At 57.6% G+C, this 19,554-nt stretch carries 18 protein-coding genes; 12 read left to right on the forward strand and 6 right to left on the reverse strand.

What is annotated here, in order from left to right:
• Positions 1–67 precede the first annotated feature (67 nt).
• The 5 genes from KVT38_RS12070 to KVT38_RS12090 are packed head-to-tail and all read left to right on the forward strand — an operon-like array spanning position 68 to position 7,187.
• On the forward strand, positions 68–1,027 hold the full coding sequence (locus KVT38_RS12070; RefSeq protein ID WP_217593969.1) for an ABC transporter permease: 960 nt from the start codon (positions 68–70) through the stop codon (positions 1,025–1,027).
• Positions 1,028–1,053: 26 nt separating this feature from the next.
• Positions 1,054–1,938: a carbohydrate ABC transporter permease gene (locus KVT38_RS12075; RefSeq protein WP_217593970.1), complete on the forward strand. Its 885-nt coding sequence runs from the start codon at positions 1,054–1,056 to the stop codon at positions 1,936–1,938.
• Positions 1,939–1,986: 48 nt separating this feature from the next.
• On the forward strand, positions 1,987–3,609 hold the full coding sequence (locus KVT38_RS12080) for a type 2 periplasmic-binding domain-containing protein (protein ID WP_217593971.1): 1,623 nt from the start codon (positions 1,987–1,989) through the stop codon (positions 3,607–3,609).
• A 15-nt stretch (positions 3,610–3,624) separates the two neighbouring features.
• Complete coding sequence (locus KVT38_RS12085; protein WP_217593972.1) at positions 3,625–4,944, forward strand: alpha-L-fucosidase; 1,320 nt, start codon at positions 3,625–3,627, stop codon at positions 4,942–4,944.
• Positions 4,941–7,187 (forward strand): alpha-L-fucosidase, encoded by a 2,247-nt coding sequence (locus KVT38_RS12090; protein ID WP_217593973.1) that lies wholly within the window; start codon positions 4,941–4,943, stop codon positions 7,185–7,187. Before KVT38_RS12085 ends, KVT38_RS12090 begins: the two co-directional genes overlap by 4 nt.
• Before the next feature lie 101 nt (positions 7,188–7,288).
• Here the strand turns inward: KVT38_RS12090 and KVT38_RS12095 are convergent, their stop codons facing one another.
• Both KVT38_RS12095 and KVT38_RS12100 read right to left on the reverse strand, forming a co-directional pair.
• Positions 7,289–7,765 (reverse strand): GNAT family N-acetyltransferase, encoded by a 477-nt coding sequence (locus KVT38_RS12095; RefSeq protein ID WP_217593974.1) that lies wholly within the window; start codon positions 7,763–7,765, stop codon positions 7,289–7,291.
• A gap of 42 nt (positions 7,766–7,807) precedes the next feature.
• Positions 7,808–8,743, reverse strand: a complete 936-nt coding sequence (locus KVT38_RS12100) for an AraC family transcriptional regulator (protein WP_217593975.1) — start codon at positions 8,741–8,743, stop codon at positions 7,808–7,810.
• Between the two features lie 180 nt (positions 8,744–8,923).
• Between KVT38_RS12100 and KVT38_RS12105 the strand changes: the two genes are divergently transcribed.
• Positions 8,924–9,661 (forward strand): SDR family oxidoreductase, encoded by a 738-nt coding sequence (locus KVT38_RS12105; protein WP_217593976.1) that lies wholly within the window; start codon positions 8,924–8,926, stop codon positions 9,659–9,661.
• Between the two features lie 145 nt (positions 9,662–9,806).
• Here the strand turns inward: KVT38_RS12105 and KVT38_RS12110 are convergent, their stop codons facing one another.
• Complete coding sequence (locus tag KVT38_RS12110; protein WP_217593977.1) at positions 9,807–10,700, reverse strand: LysR family transcriptional regulator; 894 nt, start codon at positions 10,698–10,700, stop codon at positions 9,807–9,809.
• Positions 10,701–10,816: 116 nt separating this feature from the next.
• On the opposite strand from KVT38_RS12110, the gene KVT38_RS12115 reads away from it, so the two are divergent.
• Positions 10,817–12,205: an MFS transporter gene (locus KVT38_RS12115; protein WP_217593978.1), complete on the forward strand. Its 1,389-nt coding sequence runs from the start codon at positions 10,817–10,819 to the stop codon at positions 12,203–12,205.
• 376 nt (positions 12,206–12,581) lie between these two features.
• Here the strand turns inward: KVT38_RS12115 and arfA are convergent, their stop codons facing one another.
• On the reverse strand, positions 12,582–14,093 hold the full coding sequence (gene arfA / locus KVT38_RS12120) for an arabinosylfuranosidase ArfA (RefSeq protein WP_217593979.1): 1,512 nt from the start codon (positions 14,091–14,093) through the stop codon (positions 12,582–12,584).
• A 144-nt stretch (positions 14,094–14,237) separates the two neighbouring features.
• Here arfA and KVT38_RS12125 point away from each other — a divergent pair, with 144 nt between their 5' ends.
• Entirely contained in the window at positions 14,238–15,140 is a 903-nt protein-coding gene (locus tag KVT38_RS12125; protein WP_217593980.1) for an ArsR/SmtB family transcription factor, read from the forward strand.
• Positions 15,141–15,358: 218 nt separating this feature from the next.
• Positions 15,359–16,138, forward strand: a complete 780-nt coding sequence (locus KVT38_RS35540) for a glycoside hydrolase family 16 protein (protein WP_217593981.1) — start codon at positions 15,359–15,361, stop codon at positions 16,136–16,138.
• Positions 16,139–16,450: 312 nt separating this feature from the next.
• Here the strand turns inward: KVT38_RS35540 and KVT38_RS12135 are convergent, their stop codons facing one another.
• Entirely contained in the window at positions 16,451–16,810 is a 360-nt protein-coding gene (locus tag KVT38_RS12135) for a hypothetical protein (RefSeq protein WP_217593982.1), read from the reverse strand.
• A 155-nt stretch (positions 16,811–16,965) separates the two neighbouring features.
• Between KVT38_RS12135 and KVT38_RS12140 the strand changes: the two genes are divergently transcribed.
• The gene (locus KVT38_RS12140) at positions 16,966–17,763 is read left to right on the forward strand and encodes a DUF2935 domain-containing protein (RefSeq protein ID WP_217593983.1); all 798 of its coding nucleotides are present in this window, start codon (positions 16,966–16,968) and stop codon (positions 17,761–17,763) included.
• A 147-nt stretch (positions 17,764–17,910) separates the two neighbouring features.
• On the opposite strand, the gene KVT38_RS12145 is transcribed toward KVT38_RS12140, so the two are convergent.
• A complete protein-coding gene (locus KVT38_RS12145; RefSeq protein WP_217593984.1) occupies positions 17,911–18,519 on the reverse strand; it encodes a histidine phosphatase family protein in 609 nt (202 codons plus the stop codon).
• Between the two features lie 181 nt (positions 18,520–18,700).
• Here KVT38_RS12145 and KVT38_RS12150 point away from each other — a divergent pair, with 181 nt between their 5' ends.
• Both KVT38_RS12150 and KVT38_RS12155 read left to right on the forward strand, forming a co-directional pair.
• Entirely contained in the window at positions 18,701–19,165 is a 465-nt protein-coding gene (locus tag KVT38_RS12150; RefSeq protein WP_217593985.1) for a hypothetical protein, read from the forward strand.
• A gap of 85 nt (positions 19,166–19,250) precedes the next feature.
• On the forward strand, positions 19,251–19,547 hold the full coding sequence (locus tag KVT38_RS12155; protein ID WP_217593986.1) for a Rossmann-fold NAD(P)-binding domain-containing protein: 297 nt from the start codon (positions 19,251–19,253) through the stop codon (positions 19,545–19,547).
• Positions 19,548–19,554 lie beyond the last annotated feature (7 nt).

A 19,554-nucleotide genomic window follows, 5' to 3' on the forward strand; every position in this document is an offset into this window, starting at 1 on the left:
TTGCTAATATTACTCATGCAAGGCACAAGCACAGGGCGTTCGGCAAGCGCTGGAAAGGAAGCGAGCGATGCAGGCAACCGCAGCGGAATCCGCCGTCCAGACCCGGTCGAGCGGTCGGGCGAAGGGACGGTTCAACAAGTTCAAGCAATACCGGATGTTGTTTTTAATGCTCATACCCGGCTTTATCTTCTTGCTTGTATTCAATTACATGCCCATGTACGGGCTGGTGCTCGCCTTCAAGGATTTTCGCATTACCTCGGGCATTCTGGACAGTCCCTGGGTCGGCATGAAGCACTTTAACAAAGTGTTCGACGATCCGCATTTCTACGTCGTGCTCAAAAACACGATTTTGATCAGCGTCTACAAGCTCATCTTCGGTTTTCCGGCGCCGATCGCGTTCGCGCTGCTGCTTAACGAGATTAGACGTCCGCTTTTCCGCAAATGGGTGCAGACGGTGTCGTACTTGCCGCATTTTATTTCCTGGATCGTGCTGGCGGGCATCTTCACGACGCTGTTCTCGCTCGAGGGACCCGTCAATGCCCTCGTCAAGGCGTTCGGACATGCGCCTGTCGTCTTTATGGCCGACGAGCGTTACTTCAGAAGCATTCTGGTCGGCACCTCGGTTTTTCAAAGCTTCGGCTGGAGCTCGATTATTTTTCTGGCCGCGATCGCAGGCGTCGATCCGCAGCTTCACGAGGCGGCGATTATGGACGGGGCCGGCCGCTTCCGGCGAATGATCCAGATTACGCTGCCGATGCTGGCACCCGTCATCTCCATCATGCTCATTCTCTCGATGGGAACGATTCTGGATGCCGGCTTCGATCAGATCTTTAATATGTACAACTCGCAGGTGTACGGCGTTGCCGACGTGATCGATACCTACGTGTACCGGCTGGGGCTCATCAACGCGGACTACAGCTATTCCACGGCGGTCGGCATGTTCAAATCGGTGGTGGCGTTAATTCTGCTGCTAAGCGTCAATCGTCTGGTCAAAGCCGTCGGAGGCAACGATCACACGCTTTGGTAGACCAACGTACAAAAAGGGGTGAGTAGATGGTTTACCGTAAAACGCGGCTCGGCATGGCTGCGGATCTATGCTTGTATGCGTCGATGACGCTGCTCATGCTGCTCACGCTTTATCCGTTTTGGACGCAGCTCGTTACCTCGTTGGAGACAGGCGCTTCCGTCTATTCGACCCGCCTGATGTTCGTTCCGGAGCAGGTCTCGTTCGAGGCTTACCGCCTGGCCTTTCACTTTAAGCCGCTTTGGACGGGGTATCTCAATACGATCGTCAGAACCGCGCTCGGCGTGCTGTGCATGCTCGTCGTGACTTCCTTGACCGCTTATCCCTTGTCCAAGAAGGACTTGCCCTTCAATCGCGCCTTGACCGGCTTCCTGCTGCTGACGATGCTTTTTACCGGCGGCCTGATCCCGAATTACCTGTTGATTCGCGAGCTGCATCTGCTGAATTCGGTATGGGCGCTCGTGCTGCCCGGGACGCTCAGCGCCTTTAACGCGCTCGTCATGCGCAATTTCTTCCGTTCCATACCCGACAGCCTGGAGGAATCGGCGCGCGTGGACGGCGCGGGTTATTTACGAATCTACGTCTCGGTCATCCTGCCGCTGTCCGCGCCCGTGCTGGCGACGCTTGCTTTGTGGGTGGGCGTCGGTCACTGGAACGCGTGGTTCGACAGTCTGATTTATATCGCCGACGGGCACAAGCAGGTGCTTCAGGTCGTCCTCCGCAAGATTCTCATCGAAAACGATACGGCGGACATGAACGCGATGATCCAGAAGATGAATACGCACAGCGAATATACCGACAGGCAGCTGCAGGCGGCGGTCGTCATGCTGTCGATCATTCCGATGTTGGTCGTCTACCCCTTCGTGCAGAAGTATTTCGTCCAAGGGGTCATGGTAGGCGCTATAAAAGGCTGAGCCTTTTATATACAGATTCGAAAAACGACAATCGAGGGAGCGGTTCAGATGGATAAACAAAAGAAAAAAATCTCGATGCTGCTGGGGGCGGCGCTGCTGGCGACGACGGTGACGGCATGCGGCAACGACAACGACGGCAATGCCGCGGTATCGTCCGGCGCGTCTGCGTCTGCGGCTTCGGCGTCGTCAACCGGCGAGAAAATGAAGCTGATGGTATGGAATTTCGACGCGGACAAGACGAATCTCGACGGATATGCGATGAATGCGATTCGCGACAAGTTCGGCGTCGATATCGGATTTTACAATTCGACGAACGACGCGGCGGCTATCAAGGAGAAGCTGCTGCTGCAGATCGCCTCGGGCGACATTCCGGACTGGTGGAAGGAAGTTCCGTTCGCAGACGCCGACAAGTTCGCCGATCAGGGGGCGGCGGCGGAGATTCCGATCGATATGCTGAAGCAGAACGCGCCGAAATATATGGCCTGGCTGGAAAAAAATCTCGGCGCCGATCCGATGCGGTTCGTGCGCCACGAGGACGGCAAGATCTATAATCTGCCGGTGCTGTGGACGCTCGCTTCCTCCTCCGAGATCATCGGCTATCGGCAGGACTGGCTGAAGAAGGTCGGCATCGCGAAGACGCCTGACACCGTCGAAGAGATGGAGGCGGCGCTCACCAAGTTCCGCAACGACGATCCGGACGGCAACGGGAAGAAGGACACCTACGGCATGACGGCCAGCGCCACGACGATTCAGACCATTTTCTCGTCCGTCTTCGGCGCGTACGGCGTGTATCCGGGCGCAACCGTCGATGCGGACGGCAAGGCGGTGCGGGGCGAGATCGAGCCGGGCGCCAAGGAAGCGCTGACGACGTTGAACAAGTGGTTCAAGGCCGACTTGATCGATCCGGAATTTTTCGTCAACAAAGATTCCAACGTGGATGACAAAGTCATTTCCAGCAAAGTCGGCGTCGTGCAGCGGTCGTGGTGGGAGTTCATCCAGCCGGAGGCGTTCTACGAAGGCAAATATTACACCCAATTGCGCAAAAACGTGCCGGACGCGGATTGGGCGCTGTCCAGCGGTCCGAAGGGGCCGAGCGGCAGCTTCGGCATTACGCAGGGCAATCCGATGCTCGGAACGGGCATTCAGTTCGGCAAGCAGCTTGAGAAGGATCCCGAGAAGATGGCGGCTTATCTGAAAATGTTCGACGCGACCTCCTTCGATCTCGACCTGTATACGAAAATCCACTACGGAGAAAAAGGCAAGACGTTCGAGATCAAGAGCGACGGCACCTACGCCTACATCCCGCCTTACGACACGGACGAGGAGCGCACCAAGTTCGGCATCGGCAACTATTATCACGCGCCGGCCAGCTTCAACGATTACGACTTCCAGGCGCCGTTCATGACGCGGGGCGACCTGATGCCGGTCAAGGAAGCGGCCGCGAGCAAAGGGATCGGCAAGTACGACTTCATGACGCCGCTGGCCAAGCCGGCTTACGACGAATTCCAGGACGCGTTGACGCAGCTTACGATCAAGAGCTTCATCGATTTCATCACCGGCCGCAGGCCGATTAGCGAATTCGACAAGTACGTAGCGGATTGGAAAAAGGCCGGAGGCGACAAGGTGTTGGCCGAAGCGCAGGCGACTTTGGACCAGCTCAATAAGAAATAAGAGGAGCGGATGCCCGTGCCGTCCAATGATGAAAGCTTGAAGGCAGCGCGCGTCGAAATATCGGGCTTGCCCCGCAAGAAGGGCGCGCTGCAAGCCAGGGTCCTTCCGCCGGAGCGGGAATCCGACCGGCACGAGGAGCACGAGGGGCCATCCTACCGTTGGCTCACTTCGGATGCCAAGGACGGGATTTATACGCCCATAGCCGGCGCTTACTACGATGTTCTGCCGCTCTCCGCGGCCGCCGTCGGCCGATACGTCAGGTGCGAGGCTGGGCTTGTTAGCGGGGATGAGCGTCACGTCTTGACCAGCGAAGCGATCGGACCCATTGCCGACGCGGATGGGAATCCGAATACGGATTGGCTGCACGCCGCCCGCTACGGCATCTCGCATCATTTGCTGGCGGAGTTCATGAACCGGGTGGCGCCGAACGACGGCGAGAAATGGCAGGACGAGGAGAGCTGGAACGAGGTGATTGACGGCTTCGACGTCGATCGTTATGTGGAGCAGGTCGTAGAGAGCGGAGCCGGCTTTGTCATCCTGACCCTTGGCCAGAACAGCGGCTACTTGCTCTCGCCCAACGCGACCTACGATCGCATCGCCGGCCTGCAGCCTGGAGAGCGCGCTTCAACCCGCGATCTGCCGCTTGAGATTGCCGATGCCCTGGCGCCTCACGGCATTAAGCTGATCCTGTACGTGCCGGCCAATCCGCCGAGCAAGGCGCATCTGGAAGCAGGGGATCACGCGATCAACCGGGCATTCGATTATCCGGTGGAGGTCGCGCCGTCGCAGGAGACGCAGGCCAAGTGGCAGGCGGTCATCCGCGAATGGTCCGACCGATACGGGGAAAAGCTGGCGGGCTGGTGGTTCGACGGCATGTGGTTCCAGGAGGCTTACGACGACCTGACGCTGCCCTGCAACTGGTACACTCTCGCCGGCGCAGCCAAGTCGGGCAATGCGTCGCGCATCGTGGCCTTTAACGGCGGCATCTTCCGCGACCGGCTCGTCAACTCGCCGCTGGAGGACTATACGGCAGGGGAGACCAACGAGATCGGCCCTTTGCCCGGGGACGGGCGATGGGCGGACGAACGGGAGGGCGTCCAGTGGTTCCATTGGACGTTCCTGGGGCGATTCGTCACGGATCTGGCGGGTTGGGGCAATACGGGGCTGAACTGGCCGACCGGCGAGTTGACGGATTGGGTCAAGTCCGCCATCGAATGGCAGGGCGTCATCGCGCTGGACGTTCACGTCAACCGGTTCGGCCGTCTCGATCCGCAGCAAAGGGAACAACTGCAAGCCATCAAGCAAGCCATCCGCCAAGGGAGGGTTCAAGCATGACGACGCGTCAAAGACCATTTAGACGTTCTAATCGCGCGTATGCGTTGGTTCTGGCTTTACTGGTTGTTCTGGCACTCATCCCGCCTCATCGCGCGCAGGCCCAGACGTACAATGCCAACACGGATTGGTTCATGCAGGGGAAATTCGGGCTGTTCGTGCAGTGGCTGTACGGCGGCGGGGATATTACGGGCGATTGGAACACGCTGGTCGACAACTTCGACGTCGACTATTTTGCGAAACAGGTTAGCGAGACAGGCGCGAAGTACGTCATTTTTACGCTCGGGCAGAACAGCGGTTACTTCGCTTCGCCTAATGCAACGTACGACAGCCTCGTCGGGCGCACCGCTTCGACGTCGAAGATGTCGACGCGGGATTTGCCGGAGGATCTGTACGACGCGCTCAATCCTTACGGCATCAAGCTTATGCTGTATCTGCCCGCCCGTTCTCCCTCGGACGATCCCGGCGCGGGTGCGGCACTCGGCGATCCGACGCCGATCTACGACAACCTGGCGCCGCAAGCCTTCCAGGCCAAGTGGGAGAGCATTATACAAGAATGGTCGGACCGTTACGGTTCGAAAGTCGCCGGCTGGTGGTTCGACGGGACTTACAACAACGGCGCCATGTACGGCAAGCCGGATATTTCACAAGCGTATACGGATTACACCGCCGCGCATAATTTTCAGACCTTTGCCGCGGCCGCCAAGCACGGCAATGCCGATGCGATCGTTTCCTTCGATCCGGGTTTGTCGGTAGAAGCGCCGATGACCACTTACGCGGATTATATTACAGGCGAGCAGAACCTGCTCCAGTACGTGCCTTCCCAATACAACGCGGCGCCTTATTCCAGATGGATCGGCGGGGTCCAGTGGAGCGAGACGGCCTATCAAGGCTACGATTGGGCGCGGAACGGCTTCAAGTATTCGACGCTGGATTTGACCAACTATTTTTCGACGGTGACCAACCAGAGCGGCGTCATCTCCATCGGGCCGAACGTGAGCAAGGAAGGGCATATCAATTCTCCGCAGTACGCGCAGTTGGTCAACATGCATAACGCGATCGCGGGCGCAGGGCCGGGCGTGACCGTAGTCGAAGACAACGACGCGGGCATCGCCTATTCGGGAACCTGGCTGACCAGCGTGCCGTCGGGGACGGGATATTCAGGGAACAACGGTCACTTTACGACGACCGCGGGCAGCTACTCGGAATATACGTTTAACGGCACCAACGTGGTCTGGTCCGGCGTCAAAGGTCCCGATCACGGCACGGCGGACGTGTATATCGACGGCGCGCTGGACAATTCGGTCGATTTGTACGCGGCCCATCGCTTCGTCAATACGGAGATTTACTCCAAGGTCGGCCTGACGAACGGTCCGCATACGATCAAGATCGTCGCCAGGAGCGACAGAAACAGCGCTTCGACGGGCACCTACGTGGAAGTGGATCGCTTCAACATTACGACGGGGACGCCGACGGTCGTCGACGACACGGCCAGCGGATTCACCTACGCCGGCACATGGCTGACCAGCGTACCTTCGGGAACCGGTTATTGGAACAATACGGGCCATTTCTCGACGACTGGCGGAAGCTATGCGCAATATACGTTTAACGGGGCAAGCATCGAATGGTACGGCGTCATCGGCCCGGATCACGGCAAAGCCGACGTGTATATCGACGGCACGCTCAATCAGACCGTCGATCTCTACAATGCCAACCGGTATATCGACAATCAAATTTACGTTAAACGCGGGCTCTCGAACGGGGCGCATACGATCCAGATCGTCGCACGCAGCGACAAGAACGCGGCTTCGACCGGCTATTATGTGGAGATCGACCGGCTGAACAGCTCGAAGGGCACGCCGATCGTCACCTGGGACGACAGCAACTCGCAGCTGGCTTATTCCGGTACGTGGAGCACCGGGATCTCGACCGGCACCGGCTATTATCGCGATACCGGCCATCACACGACGTCGGCCGGCGCGTATATGCAAGCCAGCTTCACGGGAACGAGCGTCGAATGGCGCGGCAAAACGGACGCCGATCACGGGATGGCCGACGTGTATATCGACGGCGTGCTGGACCAGACGGTCGATCTGTACAGCGAGGAGCGCTTTACCGACGTGGCGGTTTATCGCAAGCAAGGCCTGACGGGCGGCACGCACACGATCAAAGTGGTGGCCAAGAACAGTAAAAACGTGAGATCGACGAACTACTATGTTGAAGTGGACGCCTTGTCATTCCAGTAAAAACAGTTAGTCGCAGCAGCCCTTGACCGTTCCGATCGGAATGGCCGAGGGCTGTTATACTGCGTGGTTGCTTCAAATCGGCGTGGAGGCGGACTTGCCGCTCACAAGCGCAATACGGTGACCTGTTCGCCATCGCAAATCTCACCGTTTTCCTGGAAACCGAAGCTTTCATAAAGCTTCTTGGCGGCGGTGTTGTCTCGTTTGTAAGGGAGCCAGCACAATTGCGCGGGGCCGGCGGGAAAGGTACGGATGAACTTTATCATTTCCGCCAACGCCTCGCGGCCGTAACCCCGGCCCTGATAATGCCTGTCGATCATGAACCGCAGGATGCAGTAGCTGCCGTCGGCGACTGACGGCAGCTCGTATCCGGTAATCCCGTATGTCAACATGGCAAATCCGACCGGCTGCTCATCCGCGTAAATGGCAAACGGAAAAGGATGTCCCCCATTTGTGGACAGCACATAACAAGACGCGACGCTCGACAGATTGGATGCGACGTACTGGCGCTGATCCTCGGACACTTCGAGGTTAAACACGGCACGCCGGTTATCGAGCGTGATTTTTCTGAGCGTAATCATACCGAATCCTCCCATTCGCTTACTCGCCGAGCCTCTTCATAATTAGTCTTGCCCTTCGCCGCCCGCCCCGACAGCCGTCGCTTCGCGAAGCTCCTGCACGTCCTGCATCGGCGGCCGTCCGTACAGACGGGCGTACTCCCTGCTGAATTGAGACGGGCTCTCGTAGCCTACGCGAAAAGCCGCCTCGGACGCCGATACGGCTTCCGACAGCATCAGGCGCTTCGCTTCCTGCAGACGCACCGTCTTCTGATATTGCAGCGGGCTCATGGCTGTGACGCGCTTGAAGTGCTTGTGAAACGCTGACACGCTCATGTTGACGGCACCCGCCAGCTCTTCGACGCGAATCGGACGCTCGTATTGCCGGTTGATCAATCGGACAGACTGGGCAATGAGATGCGATTGGCTGCCGACCGTCGCGAACGACCGCAGGAGCGGACCTTGTTCGCCTTGAAGCAGGCGGTACAGCATCTCGCGGATGACGAGGGGAGCTAGCGCCGGGACGTCCTCCGGCTCATCGAGCAGCTCGACCAGCCGACAAGCGGCTTCGAGCAGGGCGGGGGACATGCGGCTCACGGTAATGCCCCGGACCGGCTCCGAAGAGACGAGCTCGGGACGCGGGATCACGCCGGCGACGTCCAGAATGACGTCGGCATCGAAGCACAGCTTCAGGCTTAAATAGGGAATCTCGGGCGAAGCCTCGACGATTTTGCCGAAGATCGGCAGCTCGACCGAAGTCACCAGGTACGTCATCGGATCGTAGGTATAGATGCCGTCCGCCAAAGCAGCCGTCTTGGCGCCTTGCGCCACGATGCAGATCGAGGGCTTGTAGACGGACTCCAGCGGCTCGGACGTTCGCACGGCATGCAGCAGCGTTAAATCCGGTATGGCAGTTCGATGCGTGCCGCTGCTCGGAGCATGGCGCTGAATCGCATTCGCCAATCGCTGCCGGGCCTGCTCCATGCGCGAAGGTTCATTCATCGGTCGACGGCTCCTTTCCGCGCGCTTCGCGTTTTCCCTCATCATACCCGCTCCGAAGAGAAATAGGCAAGGATCGAATACGTCTGTTCTACCCGGTGGCGGTCAACCTTTTCTATAATGAGTTCATCAGGTCGGACGCGGACAGCGGCGGCCGTTCCACCCAAAGGAGAGGGATTCGATATGGAATTGCAGGGAAAAGTCGCGATCGTTACAGGGGCTTCGAGAGGAATCGGGCGGCAGATCGCCATTCAACTGGCAGGCTCCGGCGCGAAGGCGATCGTCAATTATGCTTCAAATCCGGGCAAGGCGGACGAAGTCGTAGAGACGATCAAGCAAGCCGGCGGAGAAGCGTTCGCCATCGGCGCCGACGTTAGCAAAGTAAGCGACGTCGAAGCGCTGTTCGAGCGGACGCTCGGGCAATACGGGCGCGTCGACATCGTCGTCAACAATGCCGGCATCATGGACAACGCGGCGATCGCGGACGTGACGGAGGCGGCGTTCGACCGTCAATTTGCCGTCAATGTAAAAGGAACATACTTCGCTTGCCAGCAAGCGATGAAGCATATGTCGCCGGGCGGATCGATCATCAACTTCTCGACCTCCGTGGCCGGCGCGATGCTCCCGACGTACAGCGTCTACGCCGCGACCAAGGGCGCAGTAGAGCAATTGACGCGCCAACTGGCAAAGGAATTCGGTCCCAAGGACATCACGATCAACTGCATCGCGCCGGGACAGGTTTCGACCGAGCTGTTCCTGACCGGGAAGTCGGAAGAGCTGGTCGAATCGTTTCGGCGGATGAACGCCTTCGGACGCCTGGGAGAGCCGGAGGACATCGCGAACGCGGTGGAGCTGCTCGCCGGCGACAGAGGGCGCTGGATTACCGGACAGACGATTCGCGTGAACGGCGGATTCAATTGATTCTCCGGTAAAATTCGTTTACCCGCAGGCAAGCCCGGCAGGTATGGAACCGCCCTATATTCATAAAAACGGAAATCCTCGTCCCGAGGTTTTCCGTTTTTTGGTGCGCAGGTCACAATCGCATTTACTTCGCCAGGTTGAATATTCATGCCCTGAACGAATGGTCGGATTGCGCTTCGAAATAGGCGAGCACGACCTCCCGAAAATCCAGCGCCGCCTGCGACAGGTAGCGGCTCCTGTGCCACAACAAAGCGATCTCACGCGTCAAGCCGGCATCCTCCAAACGCAGATAACGGACATTGGCCTGCGGGTACCTGGCCGTGCCCGGCATAAAGGCGACGCCGATATCGGCCTCGACCAGGGCGCTCAGCCTTGCGGGTTCGTTTCCCTCGTACACGTACCGGGGGGCGAAGCCGGCAGCATCGCAGACGACATCAAGAAAATCCCTCGTGCCGTAGCCCTTTTTTACGCCGACAAACCATTCGTCTCTAAGTTCCTCCAGCGACACGCTGTCGCGATCCGCCAACCGGTGACCTTTGGGAACCGCCAGCACGAAAGGGTCGACGAACACGATCTCACAATGAATGTCCTCCTCCTCGACAGGCGGCGAAGTGATGCAGAAGTCAACCTCTCCGCGACGCAGCAGCGCGATCATCTCCGTCAGGTTTGCCATTTGCGCATGAAAATGGACCGAGGGACGCTTTTCCCGGAACGCCTTTAAGATGCCGGGCAGCGTGCTTGCGGTCGTCATCGCCAGCTTAAGCGTACCTTCCATCCGATCCGACAGCTCGCCGAGCTCCTGCTTCCCTTGCTCCAGCTCGAACAATGCCCGCTCCGCGCGCAGCAGAAAGCGACTGCCGAACGCGTTCAACCGCAGCTGCCTGCCCGTTCGGTCGAACAACGGCACGCCGAGGCTCTCTTCCAGGCGCTGGATCGTTTTGCTGAGCGACGATTGGGTCACATGCAGGCTTCGGGCAGCCTCGGTCATATGTTCAAGACGCGCGACCGCGATAAAATATTGCAGCTGAAGCAGCTCCATGCCGATCCCTCGATTCATTCCCTATAGTCAATGCTAGTATAGCTTAAAATGCGTTGGAGTAAATGGACGGCATAAAGTAAGATGGCTGTAGCACGGTTGTTGGAGGGGAAGCATAAATGAATGTCCGCAGCAAAAAGCTGTTGATCGCGGTCGGCTTGGGCGTATTGTTAAATCCGTTAAATTCTTCGATGATCGCCGTCGCGATCGCGCGTCTGCAGCAGGTTTACAGGCTCGATTATACGGAAGTATCCTGGTTGATCTTCTCTTTTTATTTGGCGAGCGCGATCGCTCAGCCCGTCATGGGCAAGGTCAGCGACCTGTTCGGCCGCAGAAGAATCTTTCTCGCAGGGCTCGTCGTATCCTTCGTCTCCTCGATGCTGGCTCCGCTGTCGCCGAGCTTCGGATGGCTGATCGCGGCGCGTGTCGCGCAGTCGATCGGAACGAGCATGCTGGTCGCGGTCGGCATGGCGATCGTCAGAATTCACGTGACGGAAAAGCAGGCATCGGCGCTATCCGTGCTGTCGATCTTTTTGTCCGGAGCGGCGGCGATCGGCCCTTTTGCGGGGGGCGTCTTGCTGGAGCAATGGGACTGGCATGCGATCTTTATCGTCAACGTGCCGTTCGTTGTGGCGAGCTTCCTGCTCGCACGGCGCGCGATTCCGGGGGACGCTCCGGCGGCCGCAGGCAAGCTGTCTCTTCGAAAATGGGCGGCGAGGATCGATGCGATCGGGATCCTGCTTTTTGCGGCGGGATTGCTAGGTTTGCTCATAGGCTTGCTGTCTGTCAAGACGGCTGGGCACGCCCCGTTGCGGGGCATCGTCGCCGGGGGGATCGGCCTGGTGTCGCTGACTTTATTCGCAAGGCGCGAGCTGACGACGGCGTCGCCGTTTATCCCGCTGCGGACCTTTGCCAAGTACCCGGCGATGACTTGGGTCAATGTGCAGTTCGTGCTCGTCAACCTGCTCTTTTATGCGCTCTTTTTCGGCGTTCCTTCCTATCTGCAGACGGTTCGCCAGGTCAGCGAGCTTCACACGGGGCTTCTGATGCTGACGCTCGGCCTTTGCTCGGTCGCCGCTTCTCCGTTCGCGGGCAAATGGATCGACAAGTCGGGACCGAGGCCCGCGTTGATTGCGGCCGCCATACTGATGCTGCTAGGCTCTATATGGCTCGCGGCGCTGGGCAAGTCCTCGCCGGCGATCGGCGTCAGCTTGCCGCTGGCGGCCTTCGGAGTCGGCAACGGGCTGAACGCCGTCGGCATGCAGGCGGCCTTGTTCAGAAGCTCGCCCAAAGAAATCGCCGGCGTAGCCTCGGGCCTCTTCAATACATCGAGATACCTCGGGACGATTCTATCTTCGCTGCTCACCGGCATGATTATGGGCGGGACGTTTACCTTTGCCGGCTTCCGGCTGCTCGGCGTCTTCCTCGCGGCGATCGCGCTGGTGCTGGTCCTGATGAACTTGCGGCGAGACGAATCCAGAGTTGCGGTCAGAGAGCGGACGAACTAGCTCATGGTGACGTAAGACGGCCAACGATCGGTCGCTCGTTCTGCACATGGCGAACAGCAACTGCGACATACGTCCGCGAGCGCTAGGACGTGCTGCTGGCACGTTAGGGGCGCGGCTTGGGGAACGCTGTTGTGCGGTAGTATCGCACATCTCGGACCTAACAGTAGCTTGGGTGTGGTTGTTATGCGGCAATATCGCATATCTCCGCCAAAACTGCGGCTGTAGAGCGGCGTTGTGCGGTAGTATCGCATAAATCCGACTCAACAGTAGCTAAGGTATGTCGTTGTGCGGTCACATCGCATATGTCCGCATCAACGACCGGAAACAGCCGGGGACCCAATCCCCAACGCCGTTCCCGGTCTTTTGGTTTTTTCGATTAGCCCTTCGTCGTCGCGATGCGGATGACGTTCCAGGAGGCGCGGCCGAGCAAGGCTTGCACGCTGCCCTGGTCGATCTTGGACTCGCCGCCCTTCCGCGGAACGACCCGGTTCGGATTTGTCTTGGTGTTGGTTGCCTTCAGGTCGTCGCTTTCCAGCACGATATGCTCGAGCAGACGCGCGTCGCCGAAGCTGCGGACGTCGACTTCGAGCGCCATCGGCTCCTCCAGATGACGGTTCACGGCGAAGATGGTCAGGACACCTTGCTCTTCGTCGAACACACTGACCGATTCCAGGTATGGAACGTCGGTGAAGTCCTTGGCATCGTACTTCGGCGCGTCGACGACCGATTGGAGTACCGTGCCTCTGCCGTAATTCGAAGCGTGGAAAAACGGATAGTAGGTCGTCTGCAGCCAGAGCGAACCGCCCGTCTCCGTCATGATCGGCGCGATCGTGTTGATCAGCTGGGCGAGGCAGCCCATTTTCACCCGGTCGGCGTGCTTCAGCATCGTGATCAGATAGCACCCGACGGCGAGCGCGTCTTCGAAGGTGTACGCGTCCTCGAACTCGGGCGGCGCGATCTGCCAGCGTTCGCTCGCGCGGCTGGTGCCGATCGAGTGCCACACATTCCATTCGTCGAGCGACAGCATGATTTTTTTCTTGCTGCGCTTTTTCGCCTGAACGTAATCGGCGATCGAAGCTACGCCCCCGATGAACTGGTCGAGATCGAGCGAGCTGGCCAGGAAGTTGGCCGTATCGCCCGCGTTATTGTTGTAATAAGCATGCAGCGAAAGGTAATCGACCTGATCGTAGGCGAGATCGAGAACGGTTGCTTCCCACTCGGCGAACGTCGGCATGCCCCTGGAGGAGCTGCCGCAGGCGACGAGCTCGATCGTCGGATCGACCCAGCGCATCACTTTCCCCGTCTCATTGGCGATCCGTCCATACTCGACCGCAGTTTTTGCACCGATCTGCCAGGGACCGACCATCTCGTTGCCCAGACACCACGTCTTGAAGCGATGGGGCTCGCGATAGCCGTGGGAGATGCGCAAGTCGCTGTAGTAAGAGCCTGAAGGATGATTGCAGTATTCGACGAGATTTCTCGCATCGTCCGGGCCCCGCGTGCCGAGGTTGACGGCCATCATCACTTCCGTGCCGGCCAGCTTGGCCCACTCCGCGAACTCATTCGTGCCGACGGCGTTCGTCTCGGTCGTCCACCAGGCGAGTTCGAGCTTGCGCTTGCGCTCCGACTTGGGGCCGACGCCGTCCTCCCAGATGTTGCCGGACATGAAGTTGCCGCCCGGGGAGCGCACGATTGGAACCTGAAGCGCGCGGATCGCCTCCAGCGCATCTCGGCGGAAGCCGTTCTCGTCCGCGGTAGGGTGGCCCGGCTCGTAGATTCCCCCGTATACGGCGCGTCCCAAATGTTCGATAAAGGAACCGTACATCCGGGGATCCACGGCGGATACGGTGAAATGCTTGTCGATCAGCATACGAGAGCGGATTGTCATGAGGTGGGCCTCCTTAGGATTAAGGAAAATATAAATTCATTAAAATGTTGAAATCCTATATTATTCGTAACATAATAGGTTTTGATGAACAACAATTGAATGCAGGATTCACATAAAACAAAATCCTGAACGGATGGTGAGGGCGTGCTACTCTCAACCGATTCGAACGCGCTTCGCATCTACGAGGCGCTGGCCAGCGAGGTTCGGTTAAAAATCATCGATAAGCTGTACGAGCGGGAACGGCATGTGAAGGAGCTGGCGGAGGAGCTGTACCTCAGCAACGCGGTCGTCAGCGGACATATTCGCAAGCTCGAAGAGGCCGGCATCGTCGGCAGCAGAATGAAGCGGATCGACGGCGGGACGTACAAGCTTTGTTATGTCAAAACGGAGTTCATGCAGATCAAGCTGTCTCCCGACTCGCCCGCATCGCTCGGCTGCCACGAGCTGTCTCTGCCGATCGGCCAGTACACCGACTACGAGGCTTGGCCGACCTGCGGCATTGCGACGGTGGAAAAGATTATCGGCCAGTTCGACAACCCGGTCTGCTTCATGGACCCGGAGCGGGTGAACGCCGGCATCCTGTGGATGGCCAAGGGATGGGTCGAATACAAGCTGCCCAACTATTTGTACAAGGACCAGCGGCTGCACGAGATCGAGATCTCGCTCGAGATTGGGTCGGAGGCGCCGCGCGTGAACGAGAATTGGCCGTCGGACATCCGCTTCGATCTGGGCGGCAAGACGGTAGGGGTGTGGACAAGCCCGGGCGACTTCGGGGACCGGCGGGGGCGGCTGACGCCCGAGTGGTGGCATTCGGACGTCAATCAGTACGGATTGTTAAAGGTGCTTCGCATCAAGGAGAAGGGCACCTACGTCGACGGTCAGAAAATCTCCGACGTCGGCCTGCGCGATATCGAGACGGACGCGATGAACTGGGCGCTGCGCATCGCCGCCGAGGATACCGGGCGGGGCCGCGGCGGACTCACGCTGTACGGCAAGGGCTTTGGCAACTACGATCAGGACATCGTCGTGCGGAGCTATTACGAATAGGGGCGAGCGTTTATATTTGTTGGACCGGGCGGCGACGAAGCTGATGGCTCCCGATATGGCAGACAGGCAATAAAGCCCCTGCCGTAAACGGAGCTTTTTAATAATTAGGTTGGATAAAGTTGTATACTGTCATAGCGGATCCAATATTTTATAGAACATCGAAAGGGGACTCGTAATCCGTGCCAGGGCCCGACTTTCCCAGAAATGACGTTAACAAGGTGGGGTATACGCTAGTATTCGAGGACGACTTCGATTCGGGGGAACTGGACCGAAGCAAATGGCTGCCTTTCTATTTGCCGCAATGGAGCAGCCGCGCGAAAACAAGCGCAAATTTCAGGTTCGAGGAGAGCCAGCTCGTGTTGCAAATCACGGAGGATCAGGCGCCTTGGAGCCCCGAGTTCAACGGGCGCATTAAGGTCAGCAACCTTCAGACCGGCGTCTATTCCGGACCGCTCGGAAGCGAATATGGTCAGCATCGCTTCTCCAAGGACTGCCGTGTGCGGGAAGAACAAGTCGAGGAGCGGTTGTTTACCCCTCATTACGGCTATCTGGAGCTGCGGGCGAGCGGGCTTCATACGCCTAACAACTTGTGCGCTTTATGGATGATCGGGTTCGAGGACCGTCCGGAAAGATCGGCCGAGATTTGTCTGTTCGAGATGAAGGGCTGGAACGGAGGAGGCGCGGAACGGTCGACGATCGGCTTCGGACTTCACCCCTTCGGCGACCCTTCCATCGAGGAGGAGTTTTTCGAGCGAGAGTTCCCGATCGACGCCAGCCGATTCCACGTCTATGCGATGGACTGGTCCCCGGAAGGCGTCCGTTTTTACATCGATAACGAGCTGGTGCACCATTCGACGCAATCGCCGAATTATCCGATGCAATTGATGCTGAACATTTATGAAATACCGCGTGAAGAGAATAACGCCGGACAAGCACCCGCGTACCCGAGCGAGTTCAGAGTCGATTACATTCGATTTTATGAGAAGGATAAGAGGTAGCGTCGAGTAACAGAAAAAGGGAAAACGCCAAGTCCGCGGGCTTGGCGTTTTTTGCTCGGCGGCGGTACCTTTTAACGACTAATCGTTCGACGACGGCACGCCATCGGTCGACATCCGCCGGCCGCCTAAAAAACGCGGAGCTTTCCCCGCTTACCTCCATCTAACCCATCCATCTTAAGGAGTGGTCCTGACGGATGGGGATACCGTTAAAACGCCGCTGATTTCCGTCCACAATCGCAAAACGAGCAAATAAATTGCTGAAAGGCAGTTAATGCCAGTGTGGCTGTGGATTAAGCTTGGTGCGGATACGCCTCAGATGCGGGCCATCTTGAGCAGCCAGCTGGAGGTGCGGTCCAGCGTCCGCGCATTCCGCGCGCTATTGCGGACGGAAATATTGAGGAAGATCCGGACTCCGTCGCCGGTCGTGTTGTTGAATAGCACCTTGTTAGGCGTCAAGTCGCCTGCCCCGCCTCTCGCGGTAAACGTTCCGGTCGAGGGCAAAGCTTCGATTTTGAAGACAAACGCGTCGTTGGACAACAGGAAATTCAAGCTTTTCAGCACCAGTTTTTTACCTTTAGGCACATCGATCACGATCGTCTGCACATCGACGCTCTTTCCGGCACCTAGCGAGATCGGCGACCTTCCGCCGACAATACCGTTTACTTGAAGCACGGCCGCACCTCCTGAGAGAATATACAGCAGGTTATTCCAAGCGTTAAGGACAAGTTTGGACGTTTGTCCGAGCCGGCGAGCGGAGCGGTCATATTTATACAGCTCGCGACATACCTTTCGAGGGAGAATCTATCCATCATAAAGGGGAAACGCGAATGGCTCAATCCGCTATATATGAACATCGTTTTTGGCTGCAAATTCTGGGCGACCATGCGAGGTTTATTACCAATGCGCTGTCTCCGCTCGAACGTCAGGACATCGAGATCGCGATGGGCTTCATTCAATCTTTCGATCGACTTCTCGATCAGGCGCGCCGGGTTTCTTCCGATGCAGACGCCGGTTCCGTCAGCGGGCAAGCTTATGAGCAGACGGTCAAGCTTCGAACGTTCAAGCTGGACCTCCTGAGCAGGGCCATACTCGGCAAAATCAAGATCGATTTGACGCCTACTTTTATTAACCACATGGTCAACGAGCTGGAAGAATACCTGCGCATATTGACCGCCTTGGTCGCCGGGAAACCCGTGCCCGAATTTAATGCCTTGCATCACGATTTTCTATGGCTGCCCGACGCGGCCGGACATGCGGCGGCAATCGCGAGCGATCTGGATGCACTGGAAAAGCGTTGGATCAAGCGAAGCGGCCAATTCGAAAAACACTTTCAGCAGCTGTATATGAAAAGCATTGAAATGGCGGGCTACATGCGGACCAGCCTGAAGGACTTTCCCGCCTTTCGCAGGCTCCACAGAGAGGTCGATCTGGAGATGAAGCTGTTCGTGGGCTTCCTGAACGAAATCGAAGAAATGCAATTCACCGCCGAGATGCTGGATCGAATCAATCCGTTGATGCCGGATCATATGATGCGGGAGGAATGCTATTACTTGACGAAGCTTGCGCAGCTGGGCTTGGTTCCGAACCCGGACTGCCAAGCCGATAAGCCACGAATTGAAGCGTAGTCACCTTTGGCGCTTACCGCAAAATAATGACTCGTGAGGGTCATTTTTGAGACGGGCGGCGGGAGGAACAATACGGTTTCAGCGCCGTTGTTGAAAGAAGCCGTCCGGGCGACCGGGCGGTTTCTTCCTTTGATTCGCGGGGATTCGCTAGTCCAAGTGGCGGGCGTCGTTAAACTTGATCAATGCCGCTTTGCCCTCGTCATCGACCGACCAATGCGTGATCGACGTGTTGGACACCTGGAATTGAACGGCGGGCAGTTTAAAAGGATTAAGCCCGAAAAAGTACTGAAACGTACACTCGATCACCCCGCCGTGACAAACGATCGCCACGGTCCGTCCGCGGTGCTCGGCGCAAACGCGATGGATCGCCGATCCGATCCGCAGCACGAATTGCGGCCAATTTTCCGCATCGGGGGCGATCGCGGCAAAAGGGTTCGTCGACGGGCTATAATCCGTTAAAAGTTCGTCCAGTTGCTCCTTGGTCAACCCCAGCGCTTTCCCCGGCCGTAATTCCTGGAACTCGTCATCGAACGCGATGGGCCGATCGAAGGCGGGTGCAATCACTTCCGCCGTCTGCATAGCTCTCAAAAAGGAACTGGCGATCAGCACGTCGGTTTGTATTTCCCCGGTCTCGATCAGACGATCGCGCAGCTTTTCCGCCTGGGACCGTCCCTCCTCGGTTAATCCGAAGTCATCGACGATACCGTCTTTTAACACACATGCCTCTCCGTGCCGGATGAAGTATAAATTCGTCATCTTGCCCATCCTTCCATTCAACGCTTCACTTATCTTACTAGGGCGATTTGTGCCTTGTCATTCTTTTTTAGGCCGGTTTAAGGCAGCGAAGAAAAAATATGCCATTGAGTTGGAGACATTTCGCCGAGTTTGTCGTCTAAATGGTATAGTTCGATGCGGAGACCGCTCGGGAGGGGTTGCCTTGGGTAAAGCGATCGCCTTTTTAATGACAGCTTTTTTCGTCGGGTTTATCCTGTTGTTCATTACCGTGTTCATAGCCGTTCCGCTCGTCAATAATCATACGGCTTCCACGATTAAAAAAGAGTTAATTCGATTACCGTTGCCGGAAAATACCGAGAGAATAGACGCCGTATCCGCAGCCGGAAAGTTCGTGGGAAACGGCAACGGCATGCAATTTTTCGGCGCGATGCTCATGAAGTCGGATCTGTCCCTGGAAGCGCTGAACGCGTACTATTCACGGTATCGCCAGGATGAATGGAGCTGCATCGTCGAACCGCAGAGGGACAGCAAAATTCGGGTTACCGATAGGGGCGACTTAAGCTTTAAAAAGATTCCTCCGGAAGAGACGCTAAGCAGCCATTACATCGTCTATACTTGGGGAAGCAGCGATTTCGCGCTGAGTGACCTCGATATGCGAGGGCATTAAACCAGCCTGAACCCGAACGAGGCTGGTGCTCAAGGACGATTCCTTCACGCAAGACTTGGACGCGCCGGAGCGGTGGAGACAGCTGGTGAAAGGGGACGTTCTGTTCTCTTGCCTCGGGACGACGATCAAGGCGGCAGGAAGCCAGGAAGCGCAGTGGAAAATCGATTACGAATACCAATATCGATTTGCGAAGATCGCCAGCGATAACGGGGGCGGTCGCTACGTGCTGGAATCCGCCGGCTTTGCTTCGCTCAGTTTACCTATGCTGAACATAGTCCTCTTAATCATCGGCTACTGGAAACGGGAAGTGCTCCTGTGGGCCGCCATTGCACGAGCCGTACAGACACCCGATATCGGTGCTGGTACGGCTCTTTTCCTGTGATGCGCCC

Source organism: Cohnella sp. GbtcB17, assembly GCF_019091135.1.
GTDB lineage: Bacteria > Bacillota > Bacilli > Paenibacillales > Paenibacillaceae > Cohnella.

What these genes read in the sequence shown, in the direction of transcription:
- KVT38_RS12115 (WP_217593978.1), top strand. Translation starts at nt 10,817, where the DNA reads ATGAATGTCCGCAGCAAAAAGCTGTTGATCGCGGTCGGCTTGGGCGTA.
- KVT38_RS12075 (WP_217593970.1), top strand. Translation starts at nt 1,054, where the DNA reads ATGGTTTACCGTAAAACGCGGCTCGGCATGGCTGCGGATCTATGCTTG.
- KVT38_RS12100 (WP_217593975.1), bottom strand. Translation starts at nt 8,743, where the DNA reads ATGAATGAACCTTCGCGCATGGAGCAGGCCCGGCAGCGATTGGCGAAT.
- KVT38_RS12095 (WP_217593974.1), bottom strand. Translation starts at nt 7,765, where the DNA reads ATGATTACGCTCAGAAAAATCACGCTCGATAACCGGCGTGCCGTGTTT.
- KVT38_RS12105 (WP_217593976.1), top strand. Translation starts at nt 8,924, where the DNA reads ATGGAATTGCAGGGAAAAGTCGCGATCGTTACAGGGGCTTCGAGAGGA.
- KVT38_RS12090 (WP_217593973.1), top strand. Translation starts at nt 4,941, where the DNA reads ATGACGACGCGTCAAAGACCATTTAGACGTTCTAATCGCGCGTATGCG.
- KVT38_RS12140 (WP_217593983.1), top strand. Translation starts at nt 16,966, where the DNA reads ATGGCTCAATCCGCTATATATGAACATCGTTTTTGGCTGCAAATTCTG.
- KVT38_RS12070 (WP_217593969.1), top strand. Translation starts at nt 68, where the DNA reads ATGCAGGCAACCGCAGCGGAATCCGCCGTCCAGACCCGGTCGAGCGGT.
- KVT38_RS12110 (WP_217593977.1), bottom strand. Translation starts at nt 10,700, where the DNA reads ATGGAGCTGCTTCAGCTGCAATATTTTATCGCGGTCGCGCGTCTTGAA.
- KVT38_RS12145 (WP_217593984.1), bottom strand. Translation starts at nt 18,519, where the DNA reads ATGACGAATTTATACTTCATCCGGCACGGAGAGGCATGTGTGTTAAAA.
- arfA (WP_217593979.1), bottom strand. Translation starts at nt 14,093, where the DNA reads ATGACAATCCGCTCTCGTATGCTGATCGACAAGCATTTCACCGTATCC.
- KVT38_RS12080 (WP_217593971.1), top strand. Translation starts at nt 1,987, where the DNA reads ATGGATAAACAAAAGAAAAAAATCTCGATGCTGCTGGGGGCGGCGCTG.